This window comes from Litoreibacter sp. JB4-2, assembly GCF_055693445.1.
The window spans coordinates 1,537,095-1,554,233 of sequence record NZ_CM146334.1 but is presented as its reverse complement, the minus strand read 5'-3'; the positions used below and the strand labels follow the sequence as shown (position 1 = coordinate 1,554,233).

At 58.4% G+C, this 17,139-nt stretch carries 16 protein-coding genes; 9 read left to right on the top strand and 7 right to left on the bottom strand.

Features of this window, described 5'->3' with window-relative positions; all coding sequences use genetic code 11:
• Nucleotides 1-158: 158 nt before the first annotated feature.
• Nucleotides 159-1,223: an XRE family transcriptional regulator gene (locus tag ACZ1G7_RS07755; RefSeq protein WP_472663245.1), complete on the top strand. Its 1,065-nt coding sequence runs from the start codon at nt 159-161 to the stop codon at nt 1,221-1,223.
• 160 nt (nt 1,224-1,383) lie between these two features.
• Here ACZ1G7_RS07755 and carB read toward each other — a convergent pair whose 3' ends face one another.
• Nucleotides 1,384-4,722: a carbamoyl-phosphate synthase large subunit gene (gene carB / locus ACZ1G7_RS07750; protein WP_472663244.1), complete on the bottom strand. Its 3,339-nt coding sequence runs from the start codon at nt 4,720-4,722 to the stop codon at nt 1,384-1,386.
• 164 nt (nt 4,723-4,886) lie between these two features.
• Nucleotides 4,887-5,573: a VPLPA-CTERM sorting domain-containing protein gene (locus tag ACZ1G7_RS07745; RefSeq protein ID WP_472663243.1), complete on the bottom strand. Its 687-nt coding sequence runs from the start codon at nt 5,571-5,573 to the stop codon at nt 4,887-4,889.
• A 205-nt stretch (nt 5,574-5,778) separates the two neighbouring features.
• On the opposite strand from ACZ1G7_RS07745, the gene ACZ1G7_RS07740 reads away from it, so the two are divergent.
• Nucleotides 5,779-6,423 (top strand): lysostaphin resistance A-like protein, encoded by a 645-nt coding sequence (locus ACZ1G7_RS07740; RefSeq protein ID WP_472663241.1) that lies wholly within the window; start codon nt 5,779-5,781, stop codon nt 6,421-6,423.
• A gap of 106 nt (nt 6,424-6,529) precedes the next feature.
• Nucleotides 6,530-6,868, top strand: coding sequence for an H-NS histone family protein (locus ACZ1G7_RS07735; RefSeq protein WP_472663240.1), 339 nt, complete (start codon nt 6,530-6,532; stop codon nt 6,866-6,868).
• Between the two features lie 20 nt (nt 6,869-6,888).
• On the opposite strand, the gene ACZ1G7_RS07730 is transcribed toward ACZ1G7_RS07735, so the two are convergent.
• Complete coding sequence (locus ACZ1G7_RS07730) at nt 6,889-8,142, bottom strand: class I SAM-dependent methyltransferase (protein WP_472663239.1); 1,254 nt, start codon at nt 8,140-8,142, stop codon at nt 6,889-6,891.
• 276 nt (nt 8,143-8,418) lie between these two features.
• On the opposite strand from ACZ1G7_RS07730, the gene aspS reads away from it, so the two are divergent.
• From aspS to ACZ1G7_RS07715, 3 genes are all read left to right on the top strand, one after another.
• Nucleotides 8,419-10,194 (top strand): aspartate--tRNA ligase, encoded by a 1,776-nt coding sequence (gene aspS, locus ACZ1G7_RS07725; RefSeq protein WP_472663238.1) that lies wholly within the window; start codon nt 8,419-8,421, stop codon nt 10,192-10,194.
• 121 nt (nt 10,195-10,315) lie between these two features.
• On the top strand, nt 10,316-11,692 hold the full coding sequence (locus tag ACZ1G7_RS07720; RefSeq protein ID WP_472663237.1) for a DUF1800 domain-containing protein: 1,377 nt from the start codon (nt 10,316-10,318) through the stop codon (nt 11,690-11,692).
• A gap of 5 nt (nt 11,693-11,697) precedes the next feature.
• A complete protein-coding gene (locus ACZ1G7_RS07715; protein WP_472663236.1) occupies nt 11,698-12,891 on the top strand; it encodes a DUF1501 domain-containing protein in 1,194 nt (397 codons plus the stop codon).
• A gap of 21 nt (nt 12,892-12,912) precedes the next feature.
• On the opposite strand, the gene ACZ1G7_RS07710 is transcribed toward ACZ1G7_RS07715, so the two are convergent.
• Complete coding sequence (locus ACZ1G7_RS07710) at nt 12,913-13,101, bottom strand: hypothetical protein (protein WP_472663235.1); 189 nt, start codon at nt 13,099-13,101, stop codon at nt 12,913-12,915.
• Between the two features lie 196 nt (nt 13,102-13,297).
• Here ACZ1G7_RS07710 and ACZ1G7_RS07705 point away from each other — a divergent pair, with 196 nt between their 5' ends.
• Nucleotides 13,298-14,008, top strand: a complete 711-nt coding sequence (locus ACZ1G7_RS07705; protein WP_472663234.1) for a GNAT family N-acetyltransferase — start codon at nt 13,298-13,300, stop codon at nt 14,006-14,008.
• A gap of 2 nt (nt 14,009-14,010) precedes the next feature.
• Here ACZ1G7_RS07705 and ACZ1G7_RS07700 read toward each other — a convergent pair whose 3' ends face one another.
• Entirely contained in the window at nt 14,011-14,733 is a 723-nt protein-coding gene (locus ACZ1G7_RS07700; protein ID WP_472663233.1) for a response regulator, read from the bottom strand.
• Nucleotides 14,734-14,898: 165 nt separating this feature from the next.
• Here ACZ1G7_RS07700 and mce point away from each other — a divergent pair, with 165 nt between their 5' ends.
• Together mce and ACZ1G7_RS07690 are read left to right on the top strand one after the other, a co-directional pair.
• A complete protein-coding gene (gene mce, locus ACZ1G7_RS07695) occupies nt 14,899-15,303 on the top strand; it encodes a methylmalonyl-CoA epimerase (protein WP_472663232.1) in 405 nt (134 codons plus the stop codon).
• Entirely contained in the window at nt 15,303-15,578 is a 276-nt protein-coding gene (locus ACZ1G7_RS07690; RefSeq protein ID WP_472663231.1) for a DUF1467 family protein, read from the top strand. The genes mce and ACZ1G7_RS07690 overlap by 1 nt, the downstream gene beginning before the upstream one ends.
• Here ACZ1G7_RS07690 and ACZ1G7_RS07685 read toward each other — a convergent pair.
• Both ACZ1G7_RS07685 and ACZ1G7_RS07680 read right to left on the bottom strand, forming a co-directional pair.
• Nucleotides 15,575-16,261, bottom strand: a complete 687-nt coding sequence (locus tag ACZ1G7_RS07685; RefSeq protein ID WP_472663230.1) for an EI24 domain-containing protein — start codon at nt 16,259-16,261, stop codon at nt 15,575-15,577. The genes ACZ1G7_RS07690 and ACZ1G7_RS07685 overlap by 4 nt on opposite strands.
• Nucleotides 16,258-16,836 carry a nitroreductase family protein gene (locus ACZ1G7_RS07680; RefSeq protein ID WP_472663229.1) on the bottom strand — a complete coding sequence of 193 codons (579 nt, stop codon included), beginning with the start codon at nt 16,834-16,836 and terminating at the stop codon, nt 16,258-16,260. Before ACZ1G7_RS07680 ends, ACZ1G7_RS07685 begins: the two co-directional genes overlap by 4 nt.
• Nucleotides 16,837-17,139: the final 303 nt, after the last annotated feature.

Below are 17,139 nucleotides of genomic sequence, written 5' to 3'. Positions count from 1 at the left end.
CAAAATTTCTCAACGCATGCTTGCTTGTTGTTGAAATACGGGCTCGCCGAAATCGAGATAGCGCCACTATATAGTGTGGAAGTCTGTTCAGAGTTCACTTGATTTTGCGGCTTCACCGAAATATGGTGAACTTCATATTTGGAGAGATTGGGTTAAAAATGAGATCTGGATTTGGCAAATACGCGTTGGAGCTTAGGGTCGCTAAAGGTATGTCTCAAAAAGAGTTCTGCGAATTAGCGGGATGGTCTCTTTCTAGAGTCAGCAATCTTGAATATCAGAGATCTGCAGTCAGCGACAACGTCGTCGGAATATATGTATCTATATTGAACTTAACCGGTGAAGAGGCATACGAACTGCGAAAGAGAGCCACTTTCTCAAATTCGGTCAGAAGTTTTCCAGAAGTATCAGCAGAAATCTCACCACTCCAAGCGATGCTTGATCAATTTGGAGAAAAGGTGTCACCAAAGGCTCGAAGAAAGATTCGTGAGATACTCGAAAAGGAAACGGGCGAGAGTCTTGACGCGCTTTGCTTTTCGTCTACGGGCCGCTCAGGTGCGACCAAGGTTACGAAGCGACCAACGCTGACCTTGGAGAGATTTGTCGATATAGCTTTGGAGGCTGAGAAAATTCGGTCGCGAGTTTGTGGCGAAACTGAATATCTTCAGATTGGCCAAGCAATTGAGAAATTGACGCAGTTTGACACTTCGTTCGACTACAGAGTTCAAGAGAAGTTAAATTCACAATTCCAAGGTGCATTTGCTTATATTGTAGGCCATTCAGAAGGGCACACAATTGTGGTGGAAGAAGAAAGATTCATGAGTGCGTTAAACGGAGTTTATTTTGCGCGCCACGTAATCGCGCACGAATTGGGACATCATGTTCTCCACTCGGATTTGCTAAAAAGTGAAAAGGAGGTTTTCTTTTTACCTCAACAGCTTGCCAAGAACAGTAGTCCTGACATCTCATCCGATACTCAAATTGAGCAAGTAGTCGATACCATAGAGGAAGTAGAGGCAGAGTGTTTTGCGACTCTCTTTTTGGTTCCTTGGAGTTCGTTTTTCAAAGGAACTGAACCAAGCTATTTGAGCAGTGACTTTGGCGAGCAACCTCAAGAAGTAAAACGGTACTCTAAATTTATGAAACAAAGAGCTGTCAAAAACGAATTCAGAAGACGGCTTTGGTTGGACGGTCGAAAGAAACATCCAGTGTTCGAAGATAAATAGCCGGCTGACACCCGACAATTCGCCCTCACTAAATGGTTGCCCGGCATCGCCGGGCAGCGCCCGAACTCCCCCATGGGAGGGCGCTTCGCACCCACCCGAGTTCGGGCTCTGCCCTGTGTTGGGGTGAGCGGCAGAGTTAGCGGGTGGCTTTAAGTGCGGGTTAGGCTTGGAGGGCCATAACCCCGACATCCCCTTCAACCCGTGCCTGCATGGCCATCGCCGCAGCCTGCGAACCCGCAGCGGTCGTGTAGTAGGGGATTTTGTCGTAGAGGGCGATGGAGCGGATGGATTTGGAATCCTCGACGGCCTGGGCGCCTTCGGTGGTGTTGAAGACTAGGCTGATCAGCCCGTCTTTGAGCTGATCGGTGACGTCGGGGCGGCCTTCGTAGACTTTGTTGACGATTTCGACCTCCAGCCCGGCCTCTTTCAGCCATTTGGCGGTGCCGCGCGTGGCGAGCAGATTGTGGCCAAGCTTGGCGACCGTCTGGCAGGCCTGCATCATGGCGGCGGTTTTGTCCTCGTTGCGGATGGAGATGAAGACCTTGCCTGCGCCGTCCTTTGGCAGCTCCGTGCCCGCGCCCATCTGGGCTTTGAGGAAGGCACCGGCGAAGGTGGGGTCGGAGCCCATGACCTCCCCCGTGGAGCGCATTTCGGGGCCGAGGATCGTGTCGACGCCGGGGAAGCGGGCGAAGGGGAGGACGGCTTCCTTGACGGCGAATGTGTCGATCATTGGGTCGATCAGCGTGAAGTCCGACAGTTTTGCACCGGCCATGACCTGCGCGGCGATAGCGGCGATAGGGGAGCCGATGGCTTTGGCGACGAAAGGCACGGTGCGGGAGGCGCGGGGGTTTACCTCGATCAGGTAGATTTCGTCGGCCCCGCTGTCCGCGTCGGACTTTATGGCGAATTGGACGTTCATCAGGCCGACGACGTTCAGGGCCTTGGCGAGCGCTTCGGTCTGGCGTCGGATTTCCTGAATTGTGCTGTCCGAGAGGGAGTAGGGCGGGAGCGAGCAGGCGCTGTCGCCGGAATGCACGCCGGCTTCTTCGATATGCTGCATGATGCCTGCGACATGGACTTGCGCGCCGTCTGACAGCGCGTCAACGTCCAGCTCAATCGCGCCGGAGAGGTAGCTGTCGAGCAGCACCGGGCTGTCGCCTGAGACGACCACGGCCTCCGAGATGTAGCGCTCTAACTGGGCTTGGTCGCGCACGATTTCCATGGCGCGGCCACCGAGCACGTAAGAGGGGCGGATCACCAGCGGGAAGCCGATTTCGGACGCTTTTTCAAAGGCTTCGGCGTCGGAATGGGCGAGGGCGTTATGGGGCTGCTTGAGGTTCAGGGACTGGACCAGCTGCTGGAAGCGTTCGCGGTCTTCGGCCAAGTCAATCGCGTCGGGCGTGGTGCCGAGGATCGGGATGCCTTCGTCTTGCAGGGCTTGGGCGATCTTGAGCGGGGTTTGTCCGCCGAACTGGACGATGACGCCGTGCAGCGTGCCGTTTTCCTGCTCGACGCGGAGGATTTCCATGACATGTTCGAAGGTCAAGGGCTCAAAATACAAGCGGTCCGAGGTGTCGTAATCGGTGGAGACCGTTTCGGGGTTGCAGTTGATCATGATCGTCTCATAGCCCGCCTTGGTCAGCGCGTAGCAGGCGTGGACGCAGCAATAGTCGAACTCGATCCCCTGGCCGATGCGGTTGGGGCCGCCGCCGAGGATGACGACCTTTTTGGCGTCGCTCGGACGGGCCTCGCATTCCACTTCGCCCATCATCGGGGCCTCGTAGGTGGAGTACATGTAGGGGGTCTGCGCTTCGAATTCTGCCGCGCAGGTGTCGATGCGTTTGAAACAGGCGGTGACGCCAAGGTTTTGACGGGCCTTGCGGACGTCTTTTTCATTGCGACCGGTGAGCTTGGCGAGGCGGGCATCGGTGAAGCCTAGCATTTTGAGCGCGCGGAGGCCGTCTTCCGTCATGGGGAGGCCGTCGCGGGCGATTTCAGCCTCCTTGGCGATGATTTCGCGGATGCGAGCGAGGAACCACGGATCAAAAGCCGTGATTTCGTTAATCTCATCGTTGGAGAAGCCGAAGCGCATGGCGTGGGCGATGACGCGCAACCGGTCGGGTGTCTGCTGGGCAAGGGCGCGCGTGAGGGTCTTGTCGATGGCTTCCTGCGCGGTGGCGTCTTTGCCGACCACAATGCGCGGAATGATGTCGTCGTCGGTGACCTTCCATTCGACGGCGTCGGTGCCGGGCATGCCATCGAGCGCGACCTCATCAAAGCCGGTGAGGTCGTTTTCCATGGAGGCGAGGGCTTTTTGCATGCTCTCATGGATGGTGCGGCCGATGGACATGACCTCCCCCACGGATTTCATGGCGGTGGTGAGGTAAGGCTCGGACCCGGGGAATTTCTCAAACGCGAAGCGGGGGATTTTGGTGACGACATAGTCGATTGTCGGCTCGAAAGACGCGGGCGTGACCTTGGTGATGTCATTGTCGAGCTCATCGAGCGTGTAGCCAACGGCGAGTTTGGCGGCGATCTTGGCGATGGGGAAGCCGGTGGCTTTCGACGCCAAAGCGGAGGAGCGGGAGACGCGCGGGTTCATCTCGATCACCACCATGCGGCCATCGGCGGGGTTCACGGCCCATTGCACGTTGGAGCCGCCGGTCTCCACGCCGATTTCGCGCAGTACGGCGATGGAGTGGTTGCGCATGATCTGATATTCTTTGTCGGTCAGCGTCAGGGCAGGGGCGACGGTGATGCTGTCGCCTGTGTGGACGCCCATCGGGTCGACGTTTTCAATGGCGCAGACGATGATGGCGTTGTCGGCGTGGTCGCGGACGACCTCCATCTCATATTCTTTCCAGCCCAAAAGACTTTCGTCGATCAGGATTTGCGTGACGGGGGAGGCGTCGAGGCCGGATTTGCAGAAATGTTCATAATCGTCGCGGTTATAGGCGACGCCGCCGCCGGTGCCGCCCAGCGTGAAGGCGGGCCGGATGATGGCGGGCAGGCCGATATCTTCGAGCGCGGCCATGCATTCATCCATATTGGTGGCGATGGTCGCGCGCGGGTTTTCGATGCCGAGACGGTCCATGGCTTCGCGGAAGAGCTTGCGGTCTTCGGCCATTTCAATGGCGTCGCGCTTGGCGCCGATCATCTCGACGTTGAATTTGTCGAGCACGCCCATTTCTTCCAGCGCGAGAGATGTGTTCAGGCCCGTCTGGCCGCCCATCGTGGGCAGCAGCGCGTCTGGGCGTTCTTTTTCGATGATTTTGGCGACAATCTCGGGCGTGATCGGCTCGATATAGGTGGCGTCGGCCATGTCCGGGTCGGTCATGATCGTGGCGGGATTGGAGTTTACCAGGATAACCCGGTAGCCTTCCTCGCGCAGGGCCTTGCAGGCCTGTGCGCCGGAATAGTCGAACTCACACGCTTGGCCGATAATAATGGGGCCCGCGCCGATGATCATGATGGATTTGATATCGGTTCTTTTTGGCATGGTCCCGTCCCCAGATCATTGAGACCCGAGCCGGACTCGGGTGCGCGCAAATTATCGTGGGTTTAAGGAAGTGCCTGCATAGGCGCAAGGCGCAAAACAAGGGTTTGAACGCGAAAACGCCGCCCCGTTTGAGGCAGCGCTGGTCTGGCATTGGCGACGTGGCTTTAGCGGCGATGTTTTCGGATCATGCCGAGCCCGCCGAGACCGGCCAAAAGCAACAGAGCGCTTGGTGGCAGCGGTACCGGCGTCAACGCCGAAAGCGTTTCGGTGTTGGTCGTTACCGTTGGCGTGTTGGGGTCGTTCGGGCTGCCGTCATCACCTGTTGTTGTCGGCAGGCTGATCGCGGTGGGAATGGTCGCGGCGGGGTTTGCGGTGCTGCCCGTACCGCCTGTGCCCCCAACGGAAAACGGAGCGATCCCGGACGGAGGTCGCGTGTTTTGCGCCAGCTTGACGGGTGTTGGCCCGGATTGGCTTGCGAAGACGCCGGTCAATAACGGGGTTTCGATGAAGCCCAACGCGAAATTCAGCTTGGGTGCATTTTGAAACCCGCATGTGTTCAGCGGCTCGGCGCCGTCTGAGACGGCGACGACCTCTAACGCCCATTTGACGCGATCTGCGGCGCCCGGAACAAAGTCAGGTGACAGCTGGGTCAAGGTGCCGTGCCCATGGGCGAAGTCCATCGGCAGGTCGGCCGCTTCTTGCTGAACCAAAGCCGCGATGTCCCACAGTGGCGAGTGGACCTCGCATTGCGGCAGCAACAAAGGATTGCCCGATGTTTCGGGCGTCTCAGTCGCCGCAAAGCTGCCGAAACAGGGCAGAATTGCGGCGAGACCTAGATAAAATGAACGCATTGTTCGTACTCACTAACGCGCCCCCACAAGTTGGATAGCCTCAATCCCCTAGCAAACAAAGGGAATTCCGCAAAAATTAAGGAGTTGGAAACATTAACCAAAATGTGGCCCAAATAAGATGAAATTGGGCGACAAGGTGGCGGGACAGTTACCGTCAAATATTCCCATTGTGGACGGTTTGGAAACGGTGGCCTAAAGCATGGATATGCGCGCGCTCGAATCCCTCATCTTTTACATGCTGATTCCCGTGGTGATTGCCGTTGCGCTGCCGCCGTCGGCGATGTTTCCGGCCTTGTTTGTGATGACCGCCCTGGGCATTTTCCTGCTTGCGATAACGCCCGGGTTTAGGTGGCGGTCGCTGTTTTCCGGGATCACCCAGATGTCGATGGTTTTGGTTTTTCTGGTCGGTTTGGGAAGTTTTGCGGCGTCTTATGTGGTGCTGTTTGAAACCGACCCCGAGCGGCTATTTGCATTGATAGGTGAGGGCGCGCCGCGCGAGCGAAACACCGGATGGCCGCTGATCGTGTTTATTGCGCTGCTTTATCCCGTTGTCAGTGCCTTGCCGCAGGAGCTGGTTTTCCGCCCGCTGTTTTTCCGCCGCTACGGGCATTTGTTTGGGCGCTGGGGGATTTTGGTCAATGCCGCGCTCTTTTCATGGGCGCATCTGATGTATTGGAGCTGGGTTGTGGCCGCGATGACATTTGCCGGTGGGCTGGTTTTCGCTTGGTCTTACGAGCGGCGCGGCAATTTCCCTGAAGCTGTTCTGGCGCATTCGGTTGCTGGTGTTGTTTTGTTTGCTGTGGGAATGGGGACATATTTCTATTCTGGCAATGTTGTCCGACCGTTTTGATCGCGCAATCGCGTTGTGACCGAACGTCTGTTGACCAAAAGCGGCTTCACAATCGGGTCGAAAACGCTTAACGCGCCATATGATCTTGATGACGGGAGACAAAATCATGGCCAAAGTGGACCTTAAAGGACTCAAGCTTTCAGAACTCAAAGCGTTGAAGGCACGCGTTGAGAAAGCAATTGAGCGCCACGAGAAAAAGGCAAAAACGGAAGCACTGGCGTCTTTGAAGGCACAGGCCAAGGCGATGGGGTTCAGCCTTGAAGACCTGTTGAGCAGCAAAGCACCAGCGGCCAAGTCAAAGGCGAAACCTGCGAAGGCGAAAGCCGCCCCTGCATATCGTGACCCGGCGAACCCGGACAATACATATGCCGGCCGTGGGCCGCGCCCCGCATGGCTGAAGGCGGCCCTCGAGGGCGGCGCGAAGCTGGAAGACTTCAAAGTTTAAATCAATACGCTCCCGCGCGTTTACTTGCGCGGGACGAATCCGTCGGGGAAAGAGCTGTGCGGCTCTGGCGCGCCCTCAACATAGAGGTAGTCGCGGGTGATTGGCACTGTGGTTTGATGTTTGTGCAGCTGCACATGGTAGAGCACATGCGGCATGTCTGAGAGGCTCAGCTCGGACGCGATCAGGTAGTAGCGCCACATGCGGATGAAGCGTTCATCATAGCCCATCTCGCGCACCTCTTGCAGGCGGGCCTCAAAGCGGATCAGCCATTCGTAAAGCGTGCGGTCGTAGTGGGTGCGCCATACCTCGATATCAGCGGCCTCCAGCGTTGATTTCTCAACGACTTTGATGACTTCGGACAGGGACGGCGTGTAGCCGCCGGGGAAGATGTATTTCTGGAACCATGGGGACAGGTTGCCCGGCGGGCCAGTGCGGCCAATGAAATGGATCAGCGCGACGCCGTCTTCTTTGAGGTTCTTTTCGATCTGTTGGAAGTAGCGCTTATATTGCGGCTCGCCGACATGCTCTAACATGCCGACGGACACGATGCGGTCGAACTGCTCGGTCACGTCGCGGTAATCTTGCAGCCGGAATTCGACCAGATCCGCGACGCCTTCCTCCTTGGCGCGTTTGGTAGCGGCCTTGCGCTGTTCATCTGACAGGGTGACGCCCACCACTTTCGCGCCGTAGTCCTTGGCCAAGGTGATGGCGAGCCCGCCCCAGCCGGAGCCGATATCGAGCACCTTCATGCCGGGCTTGATCAACAGCTTGCCTGCGATGTGCTTTTTCTTGGCGATCTGCGCCTCCTCCAACGTGTAGGAGGGGTCGCGGAAATAGGAACAGGTGTATTGCCGGTCCTCATCGAGGAAGAGGTAGTAGAAAGGGGTCGAGATATCATAGTGGTGCTCGGCGTTTTTCTTGGCGGTGCTCAAGGGGATCCATTGATCCCATTTGCGCTTGGCGATGCGCGCGGCGCGGGCCAGCTTTTGGGTTGCGGGCAGGTTGCCTTGGCCGAAATTGCGCACGATCAGGGTTAGAAAGCCGCGCACATCATCGCCGTCAATGGTGAGCTGCTCGTCCATGTAAGCCTCACCCATCGCAAGTTCGGGGTTGAGGATCAGTTTGCGGGGCAGGGTGGGATCATGCAGCGTCACTGAAACGGAAGGGGCCTGCCCGTCGCCCAGGTGGATCACCTCGCCACCGGGCAACCGCAGGGTCAAATCCCCCGTCTTCAGCAATTGGCGGAGCAGCCCCACCAGCATTTTAGTCCACATACAAGTCGTCCCGTCCCCAGCAAGGCTGTCGAGTTATAGCAGCCGTGCCCGCAGATGGGTTAACGGCCAAAATACGGCAAATTTATGTTAAACTGTGAGTGTACCAGGCAAAAACAGCGCGCATTTTTGCGATAGATTCTGCAAAAAGGTCAATTCAACGAAACCATTTCGTCCAGTTTCGGCGCTGGGGGCCGTGTTCGCTTGACTTCCCGGGCCAGCCCATGTGTATCGACCCGACAGAATTTTCCGACCTTTTGACGCCTGAGGACACACATCATGCATGAATTTCGCAGCCATACCTGTGCGGGCCTGAACAAATCCAATGTGGGCGAAACCGTGCGCCTGTCGGGCTGGGTGCACCGGGTGCGCGACCATGGCGGTTTGCTGTTCATTGATTTGCGCGACCATTACGGGATCACGCAGGTCATGGCTGACCCGGATAGCCCGGTTTTCGCCGAGATTGAAAAGGTGCGCAGCGAATGGTGTATCCGCATTGATGGCAATGTCATGGCGCGCGATGAAAGCCTAGTGAACCCCAAAATCCCGACCGGCGAGATTGAGGTCTTTATCCGCGATATCGAAGTGCTGGGTGCTGCGGAAGAGCTGCCTTTGATGGTGTTCGGCGATCAAGAATACCCAGAAGAGACGCGGTTGAAATACCGCTTCCTGGACCTGCGCCGCGAGAAATTGCAGCGCAATATGACTTTGCGCTCGGACGTGGTCGCTTCGATGCGGCGTCGGATGTGGGACGCGAAATTCAAGGAATTTCAAACGCCGATTATCACCGCCTCGTCGCCTGAAGGCGCGCGTGATTTCTTGGTGCCGTCGCGGCTGCATCCCGGCAAGTTTTACGCGCTGCCGCAAGCGCCACAGCAGTTCAAACAGCTGTTGATGGTGTCCGGCTTTGACAAATATTTCCAGATCGCGCCGTGTTTCCGCGACGAAGATCCGCGTGCGGATCGCTCGCCCACCGATTTTTACCAGCTCGACCTTGAGATGTCTTTCGTGACCCAGCAGGACGTGTTCGACACGATCCAGCCGGTTGTCGGCGGCATTTTTGAGGAATTCGGCGGTGGCCGCAAAGTTGATCAGGAGTGGGAGCAGATTTCCTACAAGGACGCGGCGCTGTGGTACGGTACCGACAAGCCTGACCTGCGTAACCCATTGAAAATGCAGTTGGTCTCTGACCATTTCCGTGAGTCCGGTTTTGCGATCTTTGCAAAAATTCTGGAACAAGAGGGCACGGAAATTCGTGCGATCCCTGCGCCGACTGGTGGATCGCGCAAGTTCTGCGACCGGATGAACGCTTTTGCGCAGAAGGAAGGCTTGCCCGGGATGGGCTATATTTTCTGGCGCGATCAGGGCGAGGGCATGGAAGCGGCAGGGCCGTTGGCGAAGAATATCGGGCCAGAGCGGACGGAAGCGATCCGGCAGCAATTGGGCCTGGGTGTTGGCGATGCGGCCTTCTTCCTGGGCGGCAAACCGTCGGCCTTTGAAGGGGTCGCCGGGCGCGCCCGCGTTGAGATCGGCAATGAGCTGAAACTGACCGATCTGGACCGGTTTGCCTTTGCATGGATCGTGGATTTCCCGATGTATGAGGCGGATGAGGAAAGCGGCAAGATCGACTTTTCGCATAACCCGTTTTCGATGCCGCAAGGCGGAATGGACGCGCTGGATGGCGATCCGCTGGATGTTTTGGGCTACCAATATGACCTGGCCTGCAACGGCTATGAGCTGATTTCGGGCGCCATTCGGAACCACAAGCCTGAGATCATGTTCAAAGCGTTTGAGCTGGCCGGTTACGGCGAAGATGAGGTGCGCAAGCGCTTCGGTGGCATGGTTAACGCGTTCAAATACGGCGCCCCGCCGCATGGTGGCTGCGCGGCTGGCATCGACCGGATCGTGATGCTGCTGGCTGATGAGGCGAACATTCGGGAAGTGATCCTGTTCCCGATGAACCAACGCGCCGAAGACCTGATGATGGCCGCACCAAGCGAGCCTATGTCGGACCAGCTTATGGAGCTGGGCTTGCGGGTGATCCCGCAGGACTAAGCGTTTACGTTTCTAAATGCGCGGGCTCTGGCTGATTGCCGGGGCCCGCTTTTTTTGCGACGGAACCGGCGGCCTCGCGCGTTAGACTATGTGAGAGCGACACCAAAAAGGGGCCTCGCATATGGCGTTTTCGCCGGAAAAAGCAGCGATCAGGTTTGGGGAGGGGTTGTCCCCTTTGTCCCCGGCTCCGAGCTCGATTGAGGCGCTTTTGGGCCAACTTGAGGGTCCCGACCTCTCGGCAGAAGCGCACGCCATCCCCCGGTTTGATGCGCTTCTGCCTGCTCTGGGGGAGGTGGACGCGGCGCGAAAAGCGTATCGGCGCGCGCGCGGCGATGACGCAGAAAAAGCCGCGCGTGACGCGTTCAAGGCCGTGCGGCGGCGTGCGCAACGGGCCCGAATGGCCGATCACCAACAGTTATTGGCGCGCAGCCTGACGACGGAGGCCCCGTTTCGCGAACGTTTGACGCGGTTTTGGGGCGATCATTTCACCTGTGCCCCTCGGCTGCCATTGTTGCGGTTAACCACGCCGAACTATCTGGAGGATGCGATCCGCCCGCATGTATCTGGCCGGTTTGCAGATATGTTGAAGGCGGTGGTGACGCATCCGTCGATGCTGATCTACCTTGATCAAGTGGCCTCTTTTGGGCCGAATTCGGCCGCCGCGCGGGGGCGGCGGGGGCTGAATGAAAACTTGGCGCGAGAGCTGATTGAGCTGCACACATTGGGCGTTGGCGGCGCTTATGGACAGGGCGATGTGCGTCAATTGGCGGAGCTTTTGACCGGGCTGACGGCGGGTTTGCCCGATGGGTTTGCCTTCCGCCCCGCGCGTGCTGAGCCGGGTGCGGAGGTCGTGTTGGGGCGCAGCTACGGCGGTGATGTGCCGGCGCTTGATGATATTTTTGCAGTGCTTGAGGATTTGGCGATGCACCCGGATACGGCCGCGCATTTGGCGCGTAAATTGGCGGTGCATTTCTGTTCTGATACGCCTGATCCGGGGATGGTGTCGACGATGGCGGAAGCCTATCTGTCGTCGGGTGGTGACTTGAAACCGGTCTATGCCGCGATGGTGAACCACCCGTTTGCGTGGGAAAGCTTCGGCCAGAAAGTCAAGCAACCTATTGATTTCATGACATCATCGTTGCGTGCCATTGCAGTGCCGCCCGCGTCTTTGACCAAGTTGGACCTGCGCGAGCTGCGCAGCTTTTTGACGGGGCCACTGGCGGCGATGGGGCAGCCGTTGTTTCAGCCGCAAGGGCCGGATGGCTGGCCGGAAGAGGCACAGGCCTGGATCACGCCGCAGGGGTTGGCGGCGCGGTTGCAATGGGCGATGGCGGCGCCGTCTGCGTTTTTTCGCAGCTTGCCGGACCCGCGTGGATTTGTGGAAACGAGCTTAGGCAATTTGGCGGATGACCGGGTGCGGTTTGCAGCTGGTGCGGCGGAAACGCGGCGTGAAGGCGTGGGGCTGATCTTGGCCTCGCCCGGATTTCAACGGAGGTGAGGGGCATGGACAGACGTGGATTTATCGCGGGGCTTGGATGTTCGTTGGCAGCGAGCCCGTTGATGACGCCGGTGAGTTTTGCCGCGACCCCGGGCGACAAGCGGTTGGTCGTGATCATCTTGCGCGGTGGCATGGACGGGTTGGATGTGGTGCGGCCGGTTGGCGATCCATTGTTGGCCAAGTACCGGCCGCGCGTGATGGGCGAGCCCGGGTTCGATCTGGACGGGTTTTACGCATTGCACCCGGCCCTGTCAGAGCTGATGCCGCTTTGGGAGGCGGGCGATCTGGGATTTGCGCAGGCGGTGTCGACGCCCTATCGCGACAAACGCAGCCATTTTGATGGGCAGGATTTGTTGGAGGCGGGCACGGGTATGGATGTCGCACTTCCACGGGACGGGTGGTTGAACCGGTTGTTGCAAGTGATGCCGGATGCGAGGTCTGAGACTGCTTTTGCGGTTGGGCGTGAGGATATGCGGCTGCTTGCGGGGGCTGCGCCAAGTTCGAGCTGGTCGCCGGATGGGCGGTTGGATATGTCGCCGCAGGCGCGGCTATTGCTGGAAGAGGTGTACCATGATGATCCGCTGTTTCGCGATGCTGGCGCCGAGGCCGTGGCCATTGCCGATGCTTTGGGCCTGTCGAGCGAGGACAGTTTTGGGCTGTCGAAATCGGACATGCGCGCCGCGGTAAAGCGCAATGCGCAAGCGAGTGAAGCGGATGTTTTGGCGGCGTTCGCGGCGAACCGGTTAAATGCCACTGCCCGGATTGCGGCGTTTTCGCTATCGGGTTGGGACACGCATCGCGGGCAACCCGCTGGCATGACGCGGGCGCTGAAAAAACTGCAAAGTGCAATTTTGACGCTGAAATCAGAATTGGGAAGAAATTGGGGCAACACCGCAGTCGTCGCGATGACGGAGTTTGGCCGCACAGCACGCGAGAATGGCACGCAAGGCACCGATCATGGGACCGGTGGCGCGCTGATTTTGGCGGGTGGGGCCATCAATGGTGGGCAGGTATTTGGCGACTGGCCGGGGTTGGATGAGGCGGCGCTGTATGAACGGCGCGACCTCATGCCTGTTGCTGATGTTAGGGCATACCCGGCGTGGCTGATGCGGGGTCTTTTTGGGGTAGAACGCTCCGCGTTGGAGCTGAGCATCTTTCCGGGGCTGCGCTTGCAGCGCGATCCCGGAGTTTTGCTGTAGCCTTGAAATTAAGGCGTTTTCTTACCAAGCGGCGCCGACAGGACGATCAACCAATGTCTGGCTCAGATCTTCCGTTTGGTTTTCCATACCGTTGGTGACTTGAACGGTCACAGCAAGGCAAAGGCCTACGAGGGCAGCCATCAACATGGTCATATCAACAACGGTCGCACCGCTTTCGTCGTTCAGAAAATATTTTACAGCATCAAACATTACAGGTCTCCGCATCAAAAGTTTTTGTTACCCAGCGCATCATGCGTCATTGGGATTAAGATGATCGCAAAACAAGGCAGGAATGTGCCAATTTGAGGCTAGACTAGAGGTGATTTCGCGCCCATTTTAACTAAGATAATGACAAAAGTGGCGGGCAATCGCGGCAAGCCCGGTCGTTGATTGAGGCTTATTGCACATGTCGTCGAAGATTTTTGGGGCGCCTTTACCGGATTGGACCCCGCCTGAAAAACCGGGCGAAACCATTTTACAAGGCCAGTTTGCGCGGTTGGAACCGCTCGATGCGGATCGCCATGCAGCAGATATCCACCGTGCAAACAGCGCTGATGACGCAATTTGGGACTATCTGCCCTATGGACCGTTCTCTTCGGCTGCGGGCTACCACAAATGGGTGCGTGACGTCACGCGCGCCGAGGATCCGCGTTTCTATGCGGTGCGCTCAGAGGCGACGGGGCAATATTGCGGGGTGCTGAGCTATCTTCGTATTACGCCAGAGGCTGGCTCTATCGAGGTCGGACATATCAATTTTTCGCCCGAATTACAGCGCAGCCGCGCGGCGACCGAGGCGGTCTATTTGATGATGGAATGGGCGTTTGAGGCGGGCTACCGGCGGTTCGAATGGAAATGCAACGCTTTGAACATTGGCTCGCGCCGGGCGGCGCAGCGGTTTGGGTTCAGCTATGAAGGTGTTTTCCGCCAAGCGACGGTGAGCAAGGGGCGCAACCGCGATACGGCCTGGTTTGCCTGCATCGATCAAGAATGGCCCGCATTGAAGGAAGCGTATCGCGCGTGGTTTGCGCCGGAAAATTTTGACGCAGAGGGCCGGCAGATCGAACGGCTGGGAGCCCTGACCAGGCTTGTCCGAGTTGCTGATGACCCGACTTTGTAGGGTCAGACCATTTCGGCGACAGCCAGGCGTTTTTTGATCAGTGCGCGAATTTTTGTGATCGGCTCTGAGGTGGAGCGGCCCTTAGAGCAGGCTTCCGACAGCTCGTCAGAGGCTGATTTTAGCGTCTCGTCCCCGGCCAACCGCGCCAAACCTTGCAAGAATGGGGCAACATAGCTCAGCTGATCGGGTGCGGATTGCAACAGCTCATCAAGGTGGGACAGGTCTTCGCATAGCGACAGCGTGTCAGGTTCGATCACCTCATCCGACATGACGCGCGGGCCGGAGGGGTGCATGTCTTTGGGCAGATGTTCGAGAATGGCTTGTTGAAACGCGCTGACAGATTCGATGGGTTTGGGCAAAAACCCGTCTGCGCCCGCGTTCATGGCCTGCGACCCCCACCCTTCGCCATCGGCGCCGGACGTGGCGATCAGGACAGGTCGATCATCGCGAATGGAGCTGGCGACATCGCGGATCAGATCAATGCCGGAGCCATCCGGCAGCCCGATATCGGTGATCATGACCGACGGGCGATAGAGCCGCAGATGCTTATGCGCGGCCTCAAGGCTGTCGGCGCGCCGGATACGGGCCCCGGACCTGATACATAGAAGCCGAATGGCTTCCGATGCATAGCGGCTGTCTTCCACCACCAGCACGGTCAGTCCCAAAAGCGGGCGCATGGCGGTGGGATGGATCGTCATCGACAAATGTCCAAGGTCTTCTGGCATGGCGGTCTCCAATGGCAGGCGGGTCGTATCCTTTGATTCTTATTGTCGTGCAGTTTGCCTAACAGATCGTGAATCCCTGCCAATCGCCTGCGGCACCGCTGCCCCTTTGCAATTTCCGCAGCGCGGCGCATAAGGGCACAAAGACGAATTTTGCGAGGACCTGACATGATCGGACGATTGAACCATGTGGCCATTGCGGTGCCCGACCTTGAGGCCGCGGCCGAGCAATATCGCGGCACTTTGGGCGCGAGCGTGGGCGAACCGCAGCCGGAACCTGACCACGGCGTGACGGTGATCTTCATTGAACTGCCAAACACCAAGATTGAGCTGCTGCACCCGCTGGGCGAGGACAGCCCGATCAACGGGTTTCTGGAGAAGAACCCGTCGGGCGGCATCCACCATATCTGCTACGAGGTGGACGACATTCTCGCCGCACGCGACAAGCTGAAAGACAGCGGGGCGCGCGTGCTGGGCAGTGGCGAGCCGAAAATTGGCGCGCATGGCAAGCCCGTGCTGTTCCTGCACCCCAAGGATTTCACCGGCACTCTGGTTGAGCTGGAGCAAGCGTAATGGCCTTCACCTCCATGTGCGTGGTCTACGCGGTGACGTGGTTCATGACGCTGTTTGTGGTGCTGCCCCTGGGCAACCGCAGCCAGGGCGATGTGGGCGAGGTTGAGGTGGGCACCCCGGCCTCGGCGCCATCAGGCTTTGTGATGCGCCGCAAGTTCCTGTTGACGACGATTTGGGCGACGCTGATTGCGGTGCCGTTGATTTGCGTGATCCATTTCCAGTGGATCACGGTGGATCAGATTGACCTGTTCAAGCGGTTTGGGCCGGGCAGCTAAACCGACAGCCTGCGCACCAGATGGGTGAAGGCCGCGACGCCGATGATCGGCATCACCAGGTTCATGATCGGGATGGTCAGCGGGATCGCCATGAGCACACCCGCGACCCAGATCACCGTCGCATGGCGCTTGCGGAAATCGCGGACCTCGCTTGGTTGCATACGGCGTCGGGCGACCATGGTGGCGTATTCGCGGCCCAGCAGCAGGCCGTTTACCCCCCAGAAGATCAGCGGCGCGAAGGGCGGGAAGATCAGGTACAGCACCAGCGCCATTAGGTTGGCGGCGAGTAACACGCCCAAGAATTTGAGCGTCTCGGTGATGGTCTCAGAGAACGGGATGTGGGCGACCGGGGGCAGGCCGGGGTAATGGCGTTCTTCAACCGCGTCGGCGACGGAATCGAGAAATAGCGCTGTGAAAGCAGAGGCCACGGGCACCATCAAAAAGACCGAAGCGCCGATCATGACAGGGATCACGGCAAGCGAGGCCACATTGTCGATCCACGTGATTTCGCCGATCCACGGGATCGAAAAGCTGTCGGGCACGACAAGGCCGACCGTCCAAGCAAAGAGCACGGTGAAGCCGAAGAGCAACGCGATGGTCAAGCCAACCCCCAGTGCCAGCACGCGCAGGAAGCGGCTGTCAGTGATTTGGCCCAGTGCCTTGAGATAGTCGCCGATGATCACGCGCTGACCCATTCAGTTATGGCGTCCAGATCGGGGCGCGGTCGGTCGGGCGGCGGGGAGGTTTCCGTGCCCAGATGCAGAAAGCCCGCAACATACTCCTGCGACGCGAGGCCAAGCGCATCGGTCAGGAACGGGCGGTCAAAGGCGGCCCATGAGGTCAGCCAATTGGCGCCCCAACCGGCGGCGAGGGCGGCGTTGAGCAGCGCCAGGCAAACGGCGCCGGCACTGAGGGTCTGCTCAATCTCAGGGATTTTGTCGGAGGGCTTGGGGGAGGCCACGACCGCGATGGACAAGGGCGCCGCTTCAAACATGGTGGCGACTTTGTCGGTTTTGTCAGGCTCATGGCCCAATTCGGCGGCGCGGGTGCGGGCTGTGGTGCCAAGACGGAGTAGGGCCGCCTGTTCAAGGACGATAAAGCGCCAAGGTTCCAGCTTGCCATGATCGGGGGTGCGGGCGGCGGCGGTCAGGATTTGGGTGAGCGCGTCGCGGTCGGGTGCAGGGGTGGTCAGGGTCTTGGCCGGGCGGGACCGGCGGCTGAGCAAAAACTCCAGCGCCGCGTGATTTGGTGTTGGCATAACGTCCCCTCGTTGCGTTGCCTCTTATGTCGGAGGTCTGCGCGGTTTGTTCAAGAGGCGTGTCGCACGCGCCAGGCAATAAAGGGCGTTCGGCCATTTGGCGCACAGTTTCCCGGCGAACTACATGACGTAACGATAATTGGGACTTTCTAATTTAAAGCAACTTTATGCCACTTTTTCGTCTTTATGCGTCGGTATCGACAACAATAATGCGATTGGTGGTGGATTGTTCACAGAGGATGATTTTGAAGACAAGCCCTCGCCGCAACGAGAAAAATTGAGGTTAGACTTATGAAAAATGCA